Annotated in this window: 20 protein-coding genes and 3 pseudogenes; 19 read left to right on the forward strand and 4 right to left on the reverse strand. The window is 31.0% G+C overall.

The features are described 5' to 3' along the window. Nucleotides 1-124 precede the first annotated feature (124 nt). The 18 genes and pseudogenes from IDG45_RS12275 to IDG45_RS12360 all read left to right on the forward strand — a co-directional run. Nucleotides 125-343 (forward strand): annotated as a pseudogene (locus IDG45_RS12275) (DUF443 family protein); the annotation flags it as partial. Between the two features lie 450 nt (nucleotides 344-793). Further along, nucleotides 794-1,732, forward strand: coding sequence for an aldo/keto reductase (locus IDG45_RS12280; RefSeq protein ID WP_054193808.1), 939 nt, complete (start codon nucleotides 794-796; stop codon nucleotides 1,730-1,732). A gap of 502 nt (nucleotides 1,733-2,234) precedes the next feature. Beyond that, on the forward strand, nucleotides 2,235-2,771 hold the full coding sequence (locus tag IDG45_RS12285) for a flavodoxin family protein (protein WP_000633786.1): 537 nt from the start codon (nucleotides 2,235-2,237) through the stop codon (nucleotides 2,769-2,771). A gap of 169 nt (nucleotides 2,772-2,940) precedes the next feature. Next, nucleotides 2,941-3,417 (forward strand): GNAT family N-acetyltransferase, encoded by a 477-nt coding sequence (locus IDG45_RS12290; RefSeq protein WP_000477505.1) that lies wholly within the window; start codon nucleotides 2,941-2,943, stop codon nucleotides 3,415-3,417. Between the two features lie 39 nt (nucleotides 3,418-3,456). Continuing rightward, nucleotides 3,457-4,752 (forward strand): HD domain-containing protein, encoded by a 1,296-nt coding sequence (locus tag IDG45_RS12295; protein WP_000180234.1) that lies wholly within the window; start codon nucleotides 3,457-3,459, stop codon nucleotides 4,750-4,752. 27 nt (nucleotides 4,753-4,779) lie between these two features. Further along, nucleotides 4,780-5,301 (forward strand): YwhD family protein, encoded by a 522-nt coding sequence (locus tag IDG45_RS12300; RefSeq protein ID WP_072358138.1) that lies wholly within the window; start codon nucleotides 4,780-4,782, stop codon nucleotides 5,299-5,301. 499 nt (nucleotides 5,302-5,800) lie between these two features. Further along, a complete protein-coding gene (adhP, locus tag IDG45_RS12305) occupies nucleotides 5,801-6,811 on the forward strand; it encodes an alcohol dehydrogenase AdhP (protein ID WP_001200748.1) in 1,011 nt (336 codons plus the stop codon). 74 nt (nucleotides 6,812-6,885) lie between these two features. Further along, nucleotides 6,886-6,994: pseudogene (locus IDG45_RS12310) on the forward strand (hypothetical protein). Between the two features lie 92 nt (nucleotides 6,995-7,086). Then, complete coding sequence (locus tag IDG45_RS12315; RefSeq protein WP_000359086.1) at nucleotides 7,087-7,503, forward strand: YwiB family protein; 417 nt, start codon at nucleotides 7,087-7,089, stop codon at nucleotides 7,501-7,503. Beyond that, nucleotides 7,500-9,161: an arginine--tRNA ligase gene (argS, locus tag IDG45_RS12320; protein ID WP_001021130.1), complete on the forward strand. Its 1,662-nt coding sequence runs from the start codon at nucleotides 7,500-7,502 to the stop codon at nucleotides 9,159-9,161. The genes IDG45_RS12315 and argS overlap by 4 nt, the downstream gene beginning before the upstream one ends. A gap of 266 nt (nucleotides 9,162-9,427) precedes the next feature. Next, complete coding sequence (locus IDG45_RS12325; protein ID WP_000901755.1) at nucleotides 9,428-10,063, forward strand: endonuclease III domain-containing protein; 636 nt, start codon at nucleotides 9,428-9,430, stop codon at nucleotides 10,061-10,063. 539 nt (nucleotides 10,064-10,602) lie between these two features. Then, a pseudogene (locus IDG45_RS12330) lies at nucleotides 10,603-11,382 on the forward strand (ABC transporter substrate-binding protein); the annotation flags it as partial. 150 nt (nucleotides 11,383-11,532) lie between these two features. Then, on the forward strand, nucleotides 11,533-12,483 hold the full coding sequence (locus IDG45_RS12335; RefSeq protein ID WP_000143692.1) for a FecCD family ABC transporter permease: 951 nt from the start codon (nucleotides 11,533-11,535) through the stop codon (nucleotides 12,481-12,483). A gap of 54 nt (nucleotides 12,484-12,537) precedes the next feature. Then, nucleotides 12,538-13,257 carry an HAD family hydrolase gene (locus IDG45_RS12340; protein ID WP_000365354.1) on the forward strand — a complete coding sequence of 240 codons (720 nt, stop codon included), beginning with the start codon at nucleotides 12,538-12,540 and terminating at the stop codon, nucleotides 13,255-13,257. After that, complete coding sequence (locus IDG45_RS12345) at nucleotides 13,241-14,041, forward strand: alpha/beta fold hydrolase (RefSeq protein WP_000362970.1); 801 nt, start codon at nucleotides 13,241-13,243, stop codon at nucleotides 14,039-14,041. The genes IDG45_RS12340 and IDG45_RS12345 overlap by 17 nt, the downstream gene beginning before the upstream one ends. Before the next feature lie 135 nt (nucleotides 14,042-14,176). Continuing rightward, nucleotides 14,177-14,683, forward strand: a complete 507-nt coding sequence (locus tag IDG45_RS12350; protein WP_000735554.1) for an SA0570 family protein — start codon at nucleotides 14,177-14,179, stop codon at nucleotides 14,681-14,683. 161 nt (nucleotides 14,684-14,844) lie between these two features. Continuing rightward, nucleotides 14,845-15,561 (forward strand): hypothetical protein, encoded by a 717-nt coding sequence (locus IDG45_RS12355; protein ID WP_001222133.1) that lies wholly within the window; start codon nucleotides 14,845-14,847, stop codon nucleotides 15,559-15,561. A 168-nt stretch (nucleotides 15,562-15,729) separates the two neighbouring features. Next, nucleotides 15,730-16,518, forward strand: a complete 789-nt coding sequence (locus tag IDG45_RS12360) for an alpha/beta fold hydrolase (protein WP_001045422.1) — start codon at nucleotides 15,730-15,732, stop codon at nucleotides 16,516-16,518. Nucleotides 16,519-16,985: 467 nt separating this feature from the next. Here IDG45_RS12360 and sarA read toward each other — a convergent pair whose 3' ends face one another. The 4 genes from sarA to sroA all read right to left on the reverse strand — a co-directional run bounded on the left by sarA (nucleotide 16,986) and on the right by sroA (nucleotide 19,876). Continuing rightward, on the reverse strand, nucleotides 16,986-17,360 hold the full coding sequence (sarA, locus tag IDG45_RS12365; protein ID WP_001018677.1) for a global transcriptional regulator SarA: 375 nt from the start codon (nucleotides 17,358-17,360) through the stop codon (nucleotides 16,986-16,988). Nucleotides 17,361-18,307: 947 nt separating this feature from the next. After that, entirely contained in the window at nucleotides 18,308-19,237 is a 930-nt protein-coding gene (locus tag IDG45_RS12370) for a DMT family transporter (RefSeq protein ID WP_001807229.1), read from the reverse strand. A gap of 194 nt (nucleotides 19,238-19,431) precedes the next feature. Then, complete coding sequence (locus tag IDG45_RS12375) at nucleotides 19,432-19,656, reverse strand: DUF2922 domain-containing protein (RefSeq protein WP_000169042.1); 225 nt, start codon at nucleotides 19,654-19,656, stop codon at nucleotides 19,432-19,434. A gap of 16 nt (nucleotides 19,657-19,672) precedes the next feature. Next, nucleotides 19,673-19,876: a sigS mRNA-stabilizing protein SroA gene (gene sroA, locus IDG45_RS12380; RefSeq protein ID WP_000036087.1), complete on the reverse strand. Its 204-nt coding sequence runs from the start codon at nucleotides 19,874-19,876 to the stop codon at nucleotides 19,673-19,675. 158 nt (nucleotides 19,877-20,034) lie between these two features. On the opposite strand from sroA, the gene IDG45_RS12385 reads away from it, so the two are divergent. Next, complete coding sequence (locus IDG45_RS12385) at nucleotides 20,035-20,595, forward strand: tyrosine-type recombinase/integrase (protein ID WP_001044912.1); 561 nt, start codon at nucleotides 20,035-20,037, stop codon at nucleotides 20,593-20,595. The last annotated feature ends 11 nt before the right edge of the window (nucleotides 20,596-20,606 follow it).

Genomic DNA, 20,606 nt, shown 5'->3' on the forward strand with positions numbered 1-20,606 from the left:
CCTTTTTCATATTCTTGAAACATATATAGCAGTACATCTATGTCTACTTTAGGTTTTATTGACATAAATAAAGCTCCCTTCAAAGTTTTCATTTTTTCAATGTCTACTTTGAAGGGAGCATTTCATGCTACCTAATTTAAAACATTTTTTCTTTATAATATTTGCATATTTATATTTCGGTGGTTTTTCATTTTTCACTTTATATGCCCTGATAACTATAGATGTTCAAAATATAATTATATTTATCTGTTGGGGTGCAGTAACTATGTTTTTCTTTTTTATAAACATTGTTCCCATTGGCATTAAAAAAGCTCATGTAATACTTCTTAAAAAAGCTGAATAATAAATGAGGTTTTTAAATCTAAAATTATTAAATTTAATATAAAAATTTGACTCATAGATAGAATGAATAAAAATCCGAAATATAGAATTATCAACTACAAAGATGAATATTTTATAATGGATATCCCATGTTAATATTAACAGTTTTAATTTCTTTGTTATGCAAATCAAAACATTATAGTATTTCTAATTGAATTTGTAATGGATTTAATGTTGTCGTTCTTAAATGATTTTTCAATTTCTGATACAAAAAAGTACATGTAATTTAAAGGCTAACGAGCAATCGCGCTATGTGAATATCAACTTAAGCAATACTTATTTTAACTGAGTTCTACATAACAATTCTCTAATACACCGCCTAAATTCAAACCCTAATTCTAACATTTGGAAGTTGTATTAAATCATGATAGTGTGATAGTGGAAAAGTTATAAAGATAAGGAGCTGGGTCTAATGAAGCAATTTGTAAACTTAGGTAAATCTGATGTTGAAGTGTTTCCAATCGCACTTGGGACGAACGCAGTAGGTGGGCATAATTTATATCCGAACTTAGATGAAGAACAAGGAAAAGATGTTGTTCGTCAAGCCATTAATCATGGTATTAATTTATTAGATACGGCATATATTTATGGGCCAGAACGATCAGAAGAATTGGTTGGAGAAGTTGTTAAGGAATATCCGCGAGAGCAAATTAAAATTGCTACGAAAGGTTCTCATGAATTTGATGAAAATCAAGAAGTACATCAGAACAATCAACCGGAATATTTAAAACAACAAGTTGAGAATAGTTTGAAACGTCTACAAACTGATTATATCGATTTATATTATATTCATTTTCCTGATGACAACACTCCGAAAGATCAAGCAGTTGCAGCATTACAAGAGCTTAAGGAACAAGGGAAGATTAAAGCCATTGGTGTATCAAATTTCACATTAGATCAACTTAAAGAAGCAAATAAAGATGGTTACGTTGATGTTGTACAGTTAGAATATAATTTATTGCATCGCGAAAATGAGGCAGTATTACAATATTGTGTTAATCACCAAATCACATTTATTCCATATTTCCCATTAGCATCCGGTATTTTAGCTGGAAAATATGATGAGAACACTAAATTTAGTGACCATCGTACTACACGTCGTGATTTTAAACCAGGTGTTTTTGAAGAGAATGTGCGTCGCGTAAAAGCTTTGGAAAGAATAGCCACATCACATCAAACTTCAATTGCGAACATTGTATTAGCATTTTATTTAACAAGACCAGCTATCGATGTGATTATTCCTGGTGCAAAACGTGCAGAACAAGTCATTGAAAATATTAAAGCTGCAGATATCGTTTTATCAGATGATGAGATTCAATATATCGATGAACTGTTTCCAATTGAAGACTAAATGAATTGTATTTAATGGTGACATCAGGCTGGGACATAAATCAATGTTCTATGCTCTACGAAGTTATATTGGCAGTAGTTGACTGAACAAAAATGCTCTTGTAACAAAGTTTTTTCAATTCTAGTCAGGGGCCCCAACACAGAGAATTTCGAAAAGAAATTCTACAGGCAATGCAAGTTGGGGTGTGGGCCCCAACACAGAGAATTTCGAAAAGAAATTCTACAGGCAATGCGAGTTGGGGTGGGGGCCCCAACATAGAGCTCACGAAAAGTCAGCTTACGATAATGTGCAAGTTGGGGTGGGACAACGAAATAAATTTTGCGAAAATATCATTTCTGTCCCACTCCCATCACAAACGACGTTATATAAGGCATGACGAAATTTCGTCAAATTTATATAAAAGTTGTAAGCGTTTTACTATCCGGTAGGCAAAGCTTATGATAGTATAATTAGGTAACGAAAAACACAGATATTTATTAATCAAAAGTGAGGTTAGGCTAAAATGATTACTGTTTTGTTTGGTGGGAGTAGACCAAACGGTAATACTGCACAATTAACAAAATTCGCTTTGCAAGATTTAGAGTATCAATGGATTGACGTGACACAACATCAGTTTAAACCGATACGTGACGTGAGACATACAACAGAGACTATTACTTCATATGACGATGACTATTTGCCGATTCTAGATAAAATATTGGCTAGTGATACAATTATTTTTGCATCACCAGTGTATTGGTATAGCATTTCAGCACCATTGAAAGCATTTATCGAACATTGGTCAGAAACATTACAAGATAAACGATATCCTAATTTTAAGGCACAAATGGCCGAAAAGGATTTTAGAGTTATTTTAGTTGGTGGAGATTGTCCAAAAATAAAAGCGAAGCCAGCAATTACGCAAATGAAATATAGTTTAGACTTTTTAGGTGCCACTTTAAATGGTTATATTATTGGAACTGCTGAAAAGCCTGGTGACATCATGAAAGACAACTATGCCTTAGCACGTGCAACTGAGTGGAATAGTATATTGCAATAAGACATACCTCATACTAAACGAAGTGATTTTTTTGCTTCGTTATTTTTTATTTTTAATTTTAACGGAAAATATAAATATATAAATTGAATAGACAATCATTGTTTATTAAGTATTGAGCAAGTTGTGGTATAATGCCGTTATTAAAACTTGTTAATAAGGGGAGAAAGTCATGTTCAAGGTAAGACAAGCAACTGAAAAAGATGTTGTTCAAATTAGAGATGTCGCAACTAAAGCTTGGTTTAATACATACTTAAATATATACGCTGCGACAACAGTTAATCACTTGTTAGAAGCTTCATATAATGAACATCATTTAAAGAAAAGACTTCAAGAACAATTATTCTTAGTCGTTGAAGAAGGTAATGACATCGTTGGCTTTGCTAACTTTATTTACGGTGAAGAATTATATTTATCAGCTCATTATGTTAAACCAGAATCGCAACATACAGGTTATGGTACAGCATTGTTAAATGAAGGATTATCACGTTTTGAAGATAAATTTGAAGGTGTTTACTTAGAAGTAGATAATAAAAATGAAGAAGCAGTAGCTTACTATAAAGAGCAAGGTTTTACAATCTTACGCTCTTATCAGCCAGAAATGTATGGCGAAAAGTTAGACTTAGCACTTATGTACAAAGCATTTTAAGTAAATTAAATATTATATTAAACGAAAAGGAGGGGAATAATGACTAACGCATATGTAGATTTAAAATTAGTAGAAGAAAAAGTTTTTAAAGACCCGATACATCGATATATTCATGTTGAAGATCAATTGATATGGGATTTAATTAAAACTAAGGAATTTCAAAGGTTACGTCGAATTAGACAATTAGGAACACTGTACCTATCTTTTCACACAGCAGAACATAGTCGCTTTGGACATTCTTTAGGTGTGTATGAAATAGTTAGACGATTAATTGATGAGTCATTTATTGGTCATGATGCATGGGACAATAAAGATAGACCGTTGGCATTATGTGCTGCATTATTACATGATTTAGGACATGGTCCATTTTCACATAGTTTTGAAAAAATATTTAATACAGACCATGAAGCATACACACAAGCGATTATTACTGGAGATACTGAGGTGAATGCTGTATTACGTAAAGTATCGCCTGAGTTTCCAAGAGAAGTTGCGGAAGTAATTAATAAAACGCATCATAATAAATTGGTCATTTCGATGATTTCTTCACAAATCGATGCGGATAGAATGGATTATTTACAACGTGATGCGTATTTCACAGGTGTATCATATGGTGCTTTTGATATGGAACGTATTTTAAGATTAATGCGACCTTCTAAAGATGAAGTACTAATCAAAGAAAGTGGTATGCATGCAGTTGAAAACTTTATTATGAGTCGTTATCAAATGTATTGGCAAATTTATTTCCACCCAGTTAGTCGTGGTGGAGAAGTGCTGCTTAATAATTGTTTGAAACGCGCAAAACAGCTTTATAATGAAGGCTATGAATTTAAGTTGCATCCACATGATTTTATTCCATTTTTTGAAGAGACAGTTACGATTGAACAATATGTTGAACTCGATGAAGCGGTAGTTACGTATTATTTGGAAAAATGGACAAAAGAAGATGATGCCATTTTAAGTGATTTAGCAAGTCGATTTATTAATCGAGACTTATTTAAATATATTCCATTTGATGGCTCAATTATTACAATATCAGAACTGCAAGAACTGTTTGAAGCAGGTGGTATTAATCCAGATTATTATTTTGTGAGTGAAGCATTTTCGGATTTGCCATATGACTATGATCGACCTGGGTCAAATCGCAAACCGATTCATTTATTAAGACAAGATGGTACGATTAGAGAAATAAGCAATCAATCTTTAGTTATTCATAGTATTACAGGCATTAATCGCCAAGACTATAAATTATATTATCCTAGAGAAATGGTTGCAAAGATTAAAGATAAGACAATTAGAGAAGCTATTGAAAATTTGATTAATGAGCTTAATTAAACAGGGCTAAAATTGTTATCGTTAAATATGGAGGTTATATCATTGTCTGAGAAAAAAGGCTTTAATTTTAATATCATAAAAAATGACCCTCTAGATGGTCATAAAGGTACAAATATTGGTTCAATTAGCTTAGACAATATTGCACCAGTTTTTATCGATGTTGCTAACAAAGAAGCATATATTGATATTGGAGGCATGCATGCTCGCGCTAAAGTTGAAAAAGGCGTGAAATGGATTACTGATAAAGCTGCTGTTGAAGGCGATGAAGCTAAAGAATATTGGTTGTGTTGGGTAACAACAGAACGTAATGAACAAGGACCATATTATGCTGGTTTAACAGCGTGCTATTTATTAGTGAATAAAGCAATTCGTCGTGGTTATAAAAGTATGCCTGAACATGTTAATATGATGGATAAATCAATGAAACATCATATTATCATTGATCAAATTGGTGACGAGAATAAAGCTATTTTAAAAGACTTTTTAATGAACCATGATGAAGGTATGTGGAAGCATTCTTCTGATGCTTTACATCAAGCATTTAATTAAATATTAGAAACTAAAATTTCCCAATTAATCTATAAAGATATGATTCATTTCTCAATGACGACGTAAATCTTGAGGTGAAAATAAAGTCTTAGATTGATTGGGAGTTTTTTTAAATTTTTTTGAAATTAAATTAATCTGTAGTTAATAAAAATTTGAATAACTGACACATTTTTTTGATCATAGCTATATACTTTGTGAATTAATTCACATTATAATAAGAGTGAAGATAAGAGTATTATAAATTATCTTTAAATAAATATATGTGAAGTAAAAATTACACGTTAGCATATCGATTATGTCATTTCTTTTAACATATTAACTAGGGAAACGTTAAAAGTTAACGGTTGATATCTAACTAAAAAACAAAGTCACAGTAGTATATTTTAATCTGGCGTCTATTACAAATAAAAATTACATCTATAATTATTCGTTTTCATTTTTGAAAGTAATCGCCAATTAATATCATACATACTGGAGTGACTATAAGGAGGACATTATTATGAGAGCAGCAGTTGTAACGAAAGATCACAAAGTAAGTATTGAGGACAAAAAGTTAAGAGCTTTAAAACCTGGTGAAGCATTGGTACAAACGGAATATTGTGGCGTTTGTCATACCGATTTACATGTTAAGAATGCTGATTTTGGTGATGTTACAGGCGTTACTTTAGGTCATGAAGGTATTGGTAAAGTCATCGAAGTTGCAGAAGATGTAGAATCATTAAAAATTGGAGACCGTGTGTCTATCGCTTGGATGTTCGAAAGCTGTGGAAGATGTGAATATTGTACAACAGGTCGTGAAACACTTTGCCGTAGTGTGAAAAATGCTGGTTATACAGTAGATGGTGCAATGGCTGAACAAGTTATTGTTACTGCAGACTATGCTGTGAAAGTACCTGAAAAATTAGATCCAGCAGCAGCGTCTTCTATTACATGCGCAGGTGTGACAACTTATAAAGCTGTAAAAGTAAGTAATGTAAAACCTGGACAATGGTTAGGTGTTTTTGGTATAGGTGGTTTAGGTAACCTAGCTTTACAATATGCTAAAAACGTTATGGGGGCTAAAATTGTTGCCTTCGACATTAATGATGATAAATTAGCATTCGCGAAAGAATTAGGTGCAGATGCTATTATTAATTCTAAAGATGTTGATCCAGTTGCAGAAGTTATGAAATTAACTGATAACAAAGGATTAGATGCAACAGTGGTAACTTCAGTTGCTAAGACGCCATTTAACCAAGCGGTTGATGTTGTAAAAGCTGGTGCAAGAGTTGTTGCCGTTGGTTTACCTGTTGATAAAATGAACTTAGATATCCCAAGATTAGTGCTTGATGGTATTGAAGTAGTAGGTTCACTTGTTGGTACAAGACAAGACTTACGTGAAGCGTTTGAATTTGCTGCTGAAAATAAAGTAACACCTAAAGTTCAATTAAGAAAATTAGAAGAAATCAATGATATTTTTGAAGAAATGGAAAATGGTACTATAACTGGTAGAATGGTTATTAAATTTTAAAAATATCAACTGACTATATAGATAAAGAAGGTAGTGCTCTAAACACTATCATTATAATCAAACACGAGGTTTTCATGAAAGATAGTGAAAATCTCGTGTTTTTTTGGTTTTGAGGTGTTGTTTGTATTTTATAAAATGGCTTACATATATGAAGCGTTGATTAAGTATGGAATTGTTAATTAATTGAACCTATTTAGCTTTAAGAAGGCATAACAAGATGACCTTATTTTATGCTATAATATTTCTATTATGCGAAGATTAAGGTGAGTAGTAAATTGGATAAAAAAGTAAGTATTCAAACAAAGCAAGTGTTGAAACAGCACAACGAAAAAGAAAAATTTGAATTTACTACTGAAGGAACTTGGCAACAAAGGCAATCTAACTTTATTCGGTATGTAGAACAAATTGAGGATGCAACAGTTAATGTTACAATAAAAGTGGATGATGATAGCGTTAAGTTGATTCGTAAAGGCGACATTAATATGAATTTGCATTTTGTTGAAGGACAAACGACAACAACTTTTTACGATATATCGGCTGGACGAATTCCACTAGAAGTTAAAACATTACGCATTTTACATTTCGTAAGTGGAGACGGTGGCAAGTTAAAGATTCATTATGAATTATATCAAGATAATGAAAAAATGGGTTCTTATCAATATGAAATTAACTATAAGGAGATAGGCGAATGAATATTATTGATCAAGTGAAACAAACATTAGTAGAAGAAATTGCAGCAAGTATTAACAAAGCAGGATTAGCAGATGAGATTCCTGATATTAAAATTGAAATTCCTAAAGATACAAAAAATGGAGATTATGCTACTAATATTGCGATGGTACTGACTAAGATTGCAAAGCGTAATCCTCGTGAAATTGCTCAAGCGATTGTTGATAACTTAGATACTGAAAAAGCACATGTAAAACAAATTGACATTGCTGGTCCAGGATTCATTAATTTTTACTTAGATAATCAGTATTTAACAGCAATTATTCCTGAAGCAATTGAAAAAGGTGATCAATTTGGACATGTAAATGAATCAAAAGGTCAAAATGTATTGCTTGAGTATGTTTCAGCTAACCCTACAGGAGATTTACATATTGGTCATGCTAGAAATGCAGCAGTTGGTGATGCTTTAGCTAATATTTTAACTGCAGCTGGCTATAATGTAACACGTGAATATTATATTAATGATGCTGGTAATCAAATTACTAACTTAGCGCGTTCGATTGAAACACGTTTCTTTGAAGCTTTAGGTGACAATAGTTATTCAATGCCAGAAGATGGCTATAATGGCAAAGATATTATTGAAATAGGTAAAGATTTAGCAGAGAAACACCCTGAAATTAAAGATTATTCTGAAGAAGCACGTTTGAAAGAATTTAGAAAATTAGGCGTAGAATACGAAATGGCTAAACTGAAAAATGATTTAGCAGAGTTCAATACGCATTTTGATAATTGGTTTAGTGAAACATCTTTATATGAAAAAGGTGAAATTCTTGAAGTTTTAGCAAAAATGAAAGAATTAGGTTATACGTATGAAGCTGATGGCGCTACATGGTTACGTACAACTGATTTTAAAGACGACAAAGACAGAGTATTAATTAAAAATGACGGTACATATACTTATTTCTTACCAGATATTGCGTACCACTTCGATAAAGTTAAACGTGGTAATGACATTTTAATCGATTTATTTGGTGCTGATCATCATGGTTATATTAATCGTTTGAAAGCATCTCTTGAAACGTTTGGTGTAGATAGTAATCGTTTAGAAATTCAAATCATGCAAATGGTTCGTTTAATGGAAAATGGTAAAGAAGTGAAGATGAGTAAACGTACTGGTAATGCGATTACATTAAGAGAAATTATGGACGAAGTTGGCGTTGACGCTGCACGTTATTTCTTAACTATGCGTAGTCCTGATAGTCACTTTGATTTTGATATGGAATTAGCGAAAGAGCAATCTCAAGACAATCCAGTTTACTATGCTCAATATGCACATGCGCGTATTTGTTCAATTTTAAAACAAGCGAAAGAGCAAGGAATTGAGGTAGCTGCTGCGAATGATTTTACAACGATTACAAATGAAAAAGCGATTGAATTGTTGAAAAAAGTAGCTGATTTCGAACCTACAATTGAAAGTGCTGCTGAGCATAGATCAGCACATAGAATTACTAATTATATTCAAGATTTAGCTTCTCATTTCCATAAATTCTATAATGCTGAAAAAGTGTTAACAGATGATATTGAAAAAACAAAAGCACATGTTGCTATGATTGAAGCGGTCAGAATTACATTGAAAAATGCATTGGCAATGGTCGGTGTAAGCGCACCTGAATCAATGTAAGAACATTTATATACACTCCAACGTAGAGTTTCTCGAAAGATACTTTGTGTTGGAGTGTTTTTTATTAGGTATGTGACATATTGGGAATGCTTAGTATGTGAATAAGGTTAAGAGGAACGCAGTTGGATGCTAAGGTACAACTGCATAAGAGCCCCTAATCGCTAAAGCTCAAGGGGGTTAAAGGAATACAGTTGGCTTGCTTGCGCAACAACTGTATAAGAGCCCCTAATCGCTAAAGCTCAAGGGGCTCTAAAAGGAGGATGTAAATGTTAGGAACTGATGAATTGTATAAATTGTTATATAGGCATATGGGACCTCAAAATTGGTGGCCTGCTGATAATGACATTGAAATGATGTTAGGTGCAATTTTAGTTCAAAATACTAGATGGCGAAATGCAGAAATTGCATTGAATCAGATTAAAGAACACACGCATTTTAATCCAAATCATATATTAGAACTACCTATTGAAACGTTACAATCATTGATTCATTCAAGTGGCTTTTATAAAAGTAAATCACTGACGATTAAAACATTATTAACATGGTTAGCACGACATCATTTCAATTATCAAGAGATTAATGAGCGATATAAAGCTGAATTAAGAAAAGAATTATTATCTTTGAAAGGTATTGGAAGTGAAACAGCAGATGTCTTACTTGTTTATATATTCGGACGTATTGAATTTATTCCAGATAGCTATACAAGAAAAATATATGATAAATTAGGATATGAAAACACTAAAAGTTATGATCAATTAAAAAAAGTAGTCACATTACCAAATCATTTTACAAATCAAGATGCTAATGAATTTCATGCTCTGTTAGATGTATTTGGTAAACATTACTTTAGAGATAAAGATATAAAGAATTATGATTTTTTAGAACCTTACTTTAAAAAGTAAACGCTGTGAAGTTAGATAGATGAGTTTATATGAAATATAAAAAATAATTTACTATTTTCTTTTAGTATGTGGACTTATATAATAAATAGAAGCATATAAAGAAAAAAAGTTGTTTGTTTGTGCAGTAACTGCATAAATCCCTCTAATCGCTAAAGATGAAGAGGAACGCAGTTGGATGCTAAGGCACAACTGCATAAAAGCCTCTAATCACTAAAGCGAAGGAGAACGCAGTTGAATGCTACCGCACAACTGCATAAAAGCCTCTAATCACTAAAGGTGAAGAGGAACGCAGTTGGATGCTACCGCACAACTGCATAAAAGCCTCTAATCGCTAAAGGTGAAGAGGAACGCAGTTGGATGCTACCGCACAACTGCATAAAAGCCTCTAATCACTAAAGCGAAAAGTGGGATTAAAAAGGAGATGTGATAATGTGAAGAAATCGTTAATTGCTTTTATTTTGATTTTTATGCTTGTTCTGAGTGGCTGTGGTATGAAAGATAATGATAAACAAGGTAGCGATGATAATGGCTCGTCTAAATCGCCGTACCATAGAATTGTTTCGTTAATGCCTAGTAATACTGAAATTTTATATGAATTAGGATTAGGTAAATACATAGTTGGTGTTTCAACGGTTGATGATTATCCAAAAGATGTGAAAAAGGGTAAGAAACAATTTGATGCTTTGAATCTAAATAAAGAGGAACTTTTAAAGGCAAAGCCAGATCTAATTCTTGCGCATGAGTCGCAAAAGGCAACTGCAAATAAAGTATTGTCATCATTAGAGAAACAAGGCATCAAAGTAGTGTATGTTAAAGATGCACAATCAATTGATGAAACTTACAACACATTTAAGCAAATTGGGAAATTAACGCATCATGATAAGCAGGCTGAACAACTTGTTGAGGAAACTAAAGATAATATCGATAAAGTCATAGATTCAATTCCTGCTCATCATAAAAAATCAAAAGTATTTATTGAGGTTTCATCAAAGCCTGAAATATATACAGCAGGGAAGCATACATTTTTCAATGATATGTTAGAAAAATTAGAAGCCCAAAATGTTTATAGTGACATTAATGGTTGGAACCCTGTAACGAAGGAAAGTATTATTAAAAAGAACCCAGATATATTAATTTCGACGGAAGCTAAGACAAGATCAGATTATATGGATATCATCAAAAAAAGAGGTGGATTCAATAAAATTAATGCTGTCAAGAATACACGTATTGAAGTTGTAAATGGTGATGAAGTGTCAAGACCAGGTCCACGTATTGATGAAGGATTAAAAGAATTAAGAGATGCAATTTATAGAAAATAAACCATTCTAATTATGCCCCTTATTGCTACATGTAGTAAAAATTACATGTTTGAGATAAGGGGTTTTTAAAATATATTTAGTGAATGATAGCAACGCGAGTATGTGATTGCTATAATAAATGTAATTATCGATGAAAGAAAAGAGAATGCTATGACATTTAATAAAGTATTATTGAGCTGGATGGTTATATTGATTATAACAACTAGCATATATCTATTTTGGCAGTTGGGGGATATCAATGATGTATTTAACCAGTCTATTTTAATCAATGTTAGATTACCGAGATTATTAGAAGCATTGTTGACAGGTATGATATTGACTGTTGCAGGCCTTATATTTCAAACAGTTTTAAATAATGCATTGGCAGATAGCTTTACATTAGGATTGGCAAGCGGTGCTACATTTGGTTCAGGATTAGCATTATTTTTAGGATTATCAACGTTATGGATTCCTGTATTTTCAATAACATTTAGTTTGATAACATTAATAACTGTATTAGTCATTACGTCGGTATTGAGCCAAGGATATCCAGTTAGAATCTTAATATTAAGTGGTTTAATGATTGGTGCATTATTCAATTCACTTTTATATTTTTTGATTTTATTAAAACCTCGTAAATTAAATACAATTGCCAATTATCTGTTCGGTGGTTTTGGTGATGCAGAATACTCAAATGTATCCACAATAGCAATCACATTTATCATTGCACTGTTTGGTATATTTATCATTCTTAATCAACTAAAGTTATTGCAATTAGGAGAACTAAAAAGTCAGTCACTAGGCTTAAATGTTCAAATAATTACATATATCGCGTTATGTATAGCTTCTATGATAACGGCGATAAATGTCGCATATGTTGGCATCATTGGATTCATTGGTATGGTGATACCACAACTCATTAGAAAATGGCAGTGGAAACAATCATTAGGAAGACAATTGGCTTTGAATATTGTAATTGGAGGACAAATAATGGTTATGGCAGATTTTATTGGTAGCCATATATTGTCACCAGTACAAATACCGGCAAGTATTATCATTGCATTAATTGGTATACCAGTGTTATTTTACATGCTAATATCTCAGTCGAAACGGTTACACTAGCACATGACATTTGCTAAAATAAAAATAACTATAAACATAAAGAGGGCATAAGCGATGGATTTGAATCAAATTAAAGCAGTTGTATTTGATTTAGAAGGTACGTTGTTGGACAGAGTTAAATCTCGAGAGAAATTTATCGAAGAGCAATATGAACGATTTCATGACTACTTAATTCATGTTCAACTAGCAGATTTTAAAAAAGCATTTATTGAGCTAGATGACGATGAAGATAATGATAAACCTGATTTATATAAAGAAATCATTAAACGTTTCCATGTAGATAGGCTAACTTGGAAAGACTTATTTAATGATTTTGAAATGCATTTTTATCGTTATGTATTTCCTTATTACGATACTTTATATACACTAGAAAAGCTATCGCAAAAAGGCTTTCAAATTGGTGTTATCGCAAATGGTAAATCTAAGATTAAACAATTTCGATTACATTCACTTGGTTTGATGCATGTTATTAATTATTTATCAACATCAGAAACAGTTGGTTTTCGTAAACCACATCCTAAAATTTTTGAAGATATGATTGATCAACTAGGGGTATTACCTGAGCAAATTATGTATGTTGGAGATGATGCGTTAAATGATGTAGCTCCAGCACGAGCTATGGGCATGGTTAGTGTATGGTATAAACAAGAAGATGCTGAAATTGAACCACTCGAAGAAGAAGTTGATTTTACAATTACAACAGTGGAAGAATTATTAACCATTTTACCAATAAAAAATGATAATAAAGGAGAAAATTATGGATCTATTTACTAGAAAAGATGGAACATCGATACATTACAGTACATTAGGTGAAGGCTATCCTATCGTATTGATTCATACTGTACTTGATAATTATTCTGTGTTTAATAAATTAGCAGCAGAATTAGCAAAATCATTTCAAGTTGTGTTAATTGATTTACGTGGACATGGCTATTCTGATAAACCTCGTCACATTGAAATAAAAGATTTTTCTGATGACATTGTTGAATTACTTAAATATTTATACATTGAAGAAGTTGCATTTGTATGCCATGAAATGGGTGGAATCATTGGTGCGGATATTTCAGTACGTTATCCTAAATTTACATCATCACTTATGTTGGTAAATCCAACATCTATTGAAGGTGAATTACCGGAAGAACGTTTATTTAGAAAATATGCCCATATTATTCGAAACTGGGATCCTGAAAAACAAGATAAATTTTTAAATAAGCGCAAGTATTATCGTCCGAGAAAAATGAATCGATTCCTCAAACATGTCGTAGATACAAATGAAATTTCAACTAAAGAAGAAATTCAAGCAGTTAAAGAGGTATTCAAAAACGCTGATATTTCTCAAACTTATAGAAATGTCGTAGTACCGACAAAAATTATTGCAGGAGAATTCGGTGAAAGAACAACAAGATTAGAAGCTAAAGAAGTAGCTGATTTAATCAAAAATGCGGACTTTGAAGTATATCAAGAATCAAGTGCATTCCCATTTGTTGAAGAGCAAGAAAGATTCGTTGAAGATACAGCTTCATTTATCAACAAACATCACGATGAAAAGCATGTTTAATTTTTAGTGATAAGTGAAATATAAAAGTAGTAATTATTATTTGTAATATAATTGTAATATGACTGTTGTTTTAGAAATGATTGTTGTATAATGGTTGTGAGCACAAGACGATATAAATAAAAGGAGAGAGTGCTTATGAAAAAGCTACTAACGGCAAGTATAATTGCATGTTCTGTTGTAATGGGAGTAGGCATAGCGAACACTAGTGCCGAAGCAGCAAGTGGCAACTCTATTGATACTGTTAAACAATTAATTAAGGGTGATCAGTCATTAGAAAATGTGAAAATTGGCGAATCTATTAAAGATGTTTTAACTAAGTACAAAAATCCGATGTATTCTTACAATGAAGATGGAACTGAACATTATTACGAATTTCATACTAAAAAAGGTATGTTATTAGTAACTACTGATGGTAAGAAAAACAATGGTAAAGTAACTCATATTTCAATGATGTATAATGATGCTAATGGTCCAACATATCAAGCTGTTAAAAATTATGTTGGCAAAGCAGTAACACATACGGAATATAGCAAAGTTGCTGGTAATTTTGGATATATTGAAAAAGGCAAAACGACTTATCAATTTGCCTCAGCACCAAAAGATAAAAACATAAAATTATATCGTATTGATTTGGAAAAATAATAATTAAATTAATCGTGCTTAACCGACAAGTTAAATCGCAATACTTGTCGGTTATTTTATTACATGGCATAATACAGTGAATATAAATTTTTATGATTTGCGAAGGGGATATTAAACCAATACAATAAATAAAGATGTTTCATTTTAAAGGAGTACTACCAATGCGTATTAACGATAAAATTTTACTAGAAAATATAGAAGATTACTTTAATCATAAAGGTTTATCACCGCATTTGATTGATGATATTAAAGAGAAAGTAATTACTGATATAAAAAATTCTGAAAAGAAAGATCAAGATTATATTGAATATAAAAGAAAATCTCCAGCACAAATCATATTAATGATTCAAAGGAATTTGTTTGCTTTACAAATGAATCCAGTTATTTTCTTTATTATAAACTTCATTCTCATATCCTATTTATATGATAAACAGTATGTTCAGTTTCAAGCTATTACTGGAATGAGTCTATTTTATTGTTTAGTGATTTTTCCAATGACTATTGTTGTATACCTAAGGGTGTCACAAAAGAATTACTTGCGTAGTAATAAAATAGAAATGATTATGGGTACAATTATCGCTATCATATCCTTGTTATTAATTATATTACAAGCATTTAATATTACTTGGGGCGTTATACCAATTACAAATTTTGGACATCAATTTTTCTTTTTCATTGGTATTATTTTAGTAATTGCCGGCATATTTTATAAGCGACTTGAGTTTTCGGGAATCGGCTTATTATTTTGTCAAAAAACCGTCGATGCAATGATTCATAATCCACAATCAGCCCAGATTTTTTCATTAATTATATGGATATTATTAGTAGTTCTAGTTATATATTTCACAATTAGATTATCTTCACGTACAAGATTATAAATATGATAAAACTATTCACTTGATTAATTGTATTAATTGAGATGAATAGTTTTTTTATTGTTGGAATAACTTTTTGTAATTTATAAATAATTTAAAAAAATTGTTTATAAAATGGAAGCGTATATAGAATGAAGGTTGGGTATATAGTTTATTGAGGGAGGTGTCACAATGAATAAAGTCACAATTAATCCTCAAATCCAATTAACTTATCAAATTGAAGGTAAAGGGGATCCTATAATATTACTTCATGGATTGGATGGTAATTTAGCTGGATTTGAAGATTTGCAACATCAACTAGCATCATCATATAAAGTACTTACTTACGATTTAAGAGGTCATGGCAAGTCTTCTAAAAGTGAATCATACGATTTAAACGATCACGTTGAGGATTTAAAAATTCTAATGGAGAAGTTAAATATTCATGAGGCACATATTCTAGGACATGATTTAGGTGGGGTAGTTGCTAAGTTATTTACAGATAAATATGCTTATCGTGTAAAATCATTAACTACCATTGCATCGAAGAAAGATGACTTAATACACAGCTTTACTCAATTGTTAATTCAATATCAAGATGATATAGCGGGTTTTAATAAGTCTGAAGCGTATATTCTTTTATTTTCTAAATTGTTTAGAAATCAAGAGAAGACGATGAAATGGTATCAAAAACAAAGAATATATAGCATTAAGTCTGAGGATGATAGTGCGGTGGCAATTCGTTCATTAATTTTGCATAAAGATGAACCTATGTATTTAAAAAAACGTACATGTGTACCTACTTTGTTAATTAATGGGGAACATGATCCTTTGATTAAAGATAAGAATCATTTTAAATTGGAAGCGCATTTTTTAAATGTAACGAAAAAAATCTTCGAACATTCAGGACATGCACCGCATATTGAAGAACCAGAAGCATTTATGAATTATTATTTAAATTTTTTAGAAAAAGTAAAATAGAAAATGATATGGGATAGAAATGATAAAGAACCACTGATGATTTATTAAGTAGTGGTTCTTTATCATTAGACACTGCTAATGTGTACTTTAAAATAGGAATACTAATTTCTGAAGAAATGTATTTCTTTATCGTTGTCCGCCAACTTGCACATTATTGTAAGCTGTCTTTCAGTCAGCTTATGTGTTGGGGCCCCGCCAACTTGCTTTGCCCGTAGAATTTCTTTTCGAAATTCTTTATGTTCGACCCCGCAAACATAACATTTTATCACCTAGAACATTGATTGATGCCTCATTCACATGATTTTGCATGAAATTTTTATGATGCGAATGCATATTGTCAGATAATCATGTAATGAATACACGCGATTTATACATAAATTCTCTATATTTAGAAAAAAAGACATAAAAAAAGGAAGTTTAATAGAATGTATCATCTATCAAACTTCACCAAATTGCGCTAAACAAAATTATAGTTCAATTTCGTTGTTTGCTTCAGTGATTCGTTTATTTACTCGACTCAATAATGATTCGATTTTTTTACGTTGTTGTGCATTAACAAGAATTAATACAGTTCTTTCATCATGCTCATTACGTTTTTTATCGAAGTAATCTTCTTGAGATAAAATTTTAACTGCTTTAACAACTTGTGGTTGTTTGTAGTTTAAATGATTAATAATATCTTTAAGATAGTATTCTTTCTCTTTGTTTTCGCTGATGTATGTCAATACAGCGAATTCTTCAAAGCTAATTGAAAATTCCTTTTTAATTAAACTTTTTAATTTGTCAGCATAAGTGACCATTGATAACAACTCAAAGCAATCATTGATTTTTGTAATTGCCATGTTTAAAACCTCCCTATTTGATGCATCTTGCTCGATACATTTGCCCGATAATATATTGATATCTAATCTTTATTTATTATAGATATGTTAGTCATAATTTTGCATTAAATAAGTTTTATTAAATATATTTAATGCTCTATTATTTAGTTAATTATAACTAATTAAAAATGAGAAGTAAACAAAAAAGTGTTTATAAAACAAATTATTCATTAGACACAGTGATTGTATTTCTGGGTTAGCATTTGGTTTAGTCAAAAATATCAGCATTTTTTATAATTTACCTTAATTTAATCGTCAATACAAGGTAATTTATTTAATGAAACGATTTAGCGCAATTAAATGTTTCGATATTCAATGTGTGTCTAAAGAGATTCTTTGTTATAGCTTAACTCTTCCAAGTTAACTTCTTCTACTATTTATACCCATTTTTCAGAATTTTATCACTAAAAATGAAAAATTTTTATAATTTTTTTAATTTAGTAATTCTCAGTGCAGTTTTAATGATACGAAAAACACATTAATTTAGTGATTAAAACCAATCTATAGCACGTTAAAGTGTCTATACGTTATTCCGATTGATAACGGGTAACAAATAATAGAAAGTACGATAATTGATTATGCATTAAAGCACTTTTATTTTTCAAACTCGACTCAATGAATTATAAAAAGTTGTGCATTTTGACTTATTTTTAATTAATTGAATAACCAACTATGAAATATTAGCACGAATAACATAATTTTTGCTATTAATTTGGTATAAATTATTAAAAAACAACATTAATTTAGGTCTTAAGAATGAGTTGAGTGTCTAATTTGCTAAATTAAAATTTGTTGTGTCAAAGAATACTACCCAAATCAACGCTTTTCTAAAGATTTTTAGATTACAAAAAAATAGCTTATCACTTTTAAAAATAATTACAAGTTAAAATGATAAGCTAAAAGTTAATTTAAAATAATCTTAAAAGTATAATGCCTGTCAAAATGCATAATAGACCAATAGTTTTTCTGGATGTCATTGCTATTTTAGGTGAACCAAATAATCCAAAGTGATCTATCAATATGCCCATTAGAATCTGGCCAAACATCCCAATAAGTGTTGTTAATGCTGCACCCATATGAGGCATTAAGATAATGTTAGCTGTTACAAAAGCCATGCCAAGTATACCGCCAGTAAAATAGATAGGTTTTAATTTACCGAATTTTAAATGACTTGTTTTTAGTTTTAAAGAACGATTAAAAATAGCGGTTAAAATCAACAGCGTTATTGACCCAATTGTAAATGAAACTAATGATGCAAAGGCTGGTGAATGAGTATGACTTGCTAAAGCACTATTAATTGTCGTTTGAATAGGTGGAAAGAAACCAAAAATAAATCCTAAGAGAAGCCAAAACAGTAAATACTTTTGATCAGTTAGTAATAAATTATTCTTGTTAAATTGATTCATTGTGATGATACCAACAATTAATAGTAGTACTCCAATTGCTTTAATTAAATTAAAATCATGAACTGTTGCACCAAATAATCCGAACGTATCAATAATGACACCCATTATAATTTGGCCCGCAACTGTTGCAATTACAGTTAATGTTGCACCTAATTTTGGCAATAACAATAAATTGCCAGTTAAATAGCCAACACCGAGTAATCCGCCAACGAACCAAGTATAGTTGAATGTTTGATTACTAAAAAAGTGTAATGAGAAAACGTCAGGATTTATAAAAATATTTAAGACGATTAAACAAATTGTTCCAACTGAAAATGAAATGAATGAAGTATAGAAAGGCGATTTAGTATACAGTGATAGTCTTGAATTGACAGATGTTTGGATAGGAATAAGCATTCCAACTAGGACACCAATGATATAGAAAAGAAGCATATGAATAAAGTCTCACTTTCCAAAGTTAATAATAAAATCATATGTATACATTATCATTATAGAGAAAATATACAACTCATTTACAATAATGTTGAAAAAAACAGGACATTAACACAACAAAATCACCCTAGACAATCATGATGAAAGTCCAGGGTGTTAGTATTTATACTAAATTAATTGCGCTTTCTTTATATCTATTTCTTATCTTCAAATAAAACAGTTGTTGTTTTATCAATAATTTGAGCAGAATGTACTTTGGTGATAGTACCACTATTTGACTTTATAATATTTAAATCTACTAACGCATTCATACTATCACGTGCAACTTGCTCGGTCACTACGTTGTTTAATTGTGGTAATTGCAGTTTTACAGGCTTGTCTAGTGAAGATTTAAAACTTAATTCAAGTGTTTTAGTCATGAAAGTGTCCTCCTGATTAAATTGATACAGATTTGATGACTTCGATGTTGTTGTATGTTTCTCCAGTAAGTCGCTCGATAAGTTTGCTGAATGTTTTAATTTGGTCGTTTGATGCATCAGGGTTAATGTTGGCGAATCGACGCTTAAATTCTGTTTGTTTGCCGTTAGCGTCTACTTTTGTAAATGATAATACAATAGTGATGTGGTTTATTTTACTCATATTTTAAAACCTCCTTTCACACTATATATCGAAATAAAATAATAAAATGGCTAATTTTATTTTCTATGTTTAAAATCTATAAAAAAGGCAATAGATATATGTAACTAAAATATAAAATAGCTATGATTAAGACACTTAAAGCAAGGGGAGGTTGAGTAATGAATAAAGTAGAAGCGATTAAATTTAATGATGATATTGTTAAAATGTATGAAGCGCTCAAGATAAAATCTGAACGTGACTATTTATTCTTTAAGTTAGCTATACATAGTGGATTGAAAGTATCAGAATTATTAACAATTACAGTCTCTCAAGTTAAGAGACTAATTGAAAAGTGTACGTTATCAGAAATGTGTAAAGCACATTTTCATTCGTTGATTAAAATTAAATTACCAGAAACATTATCGAAAGAACTACTTCAATATATAGAGGACAGGAGTCTTTCGAATGAAGACGTTCTTTTTCAATCACTACGAACAAATCAAGTATTATCTAGACAGCAAGCATATCGAATTATTCATCAAGCATCAATTGAAGCTGGCATAGAGAATGTAGGACTAACGACATTGCGTAAGACATTTGCATATCATGCTTATCAAAAAGGTATACCTATACCAGTCATTCAAAAGTATTTAGGGCATCAATCTGCTATTGAAACACTAAATTTTATCGGTTTAGAAAATGAGTGTGAACATAGTATTTATATTTCATTACAATTATAGAAACAAAGGAG

The organism is Staphylococcus sp. EG-SA-10 (assembly GCF_017151945.1).
GTDB classification, from domain to species: domain Bacteria; phylum Bacillota; class Bacilli; order Staphylococcales; family Staphylococcaceae; genus Staphylococcus; species Staphylococcus aureus.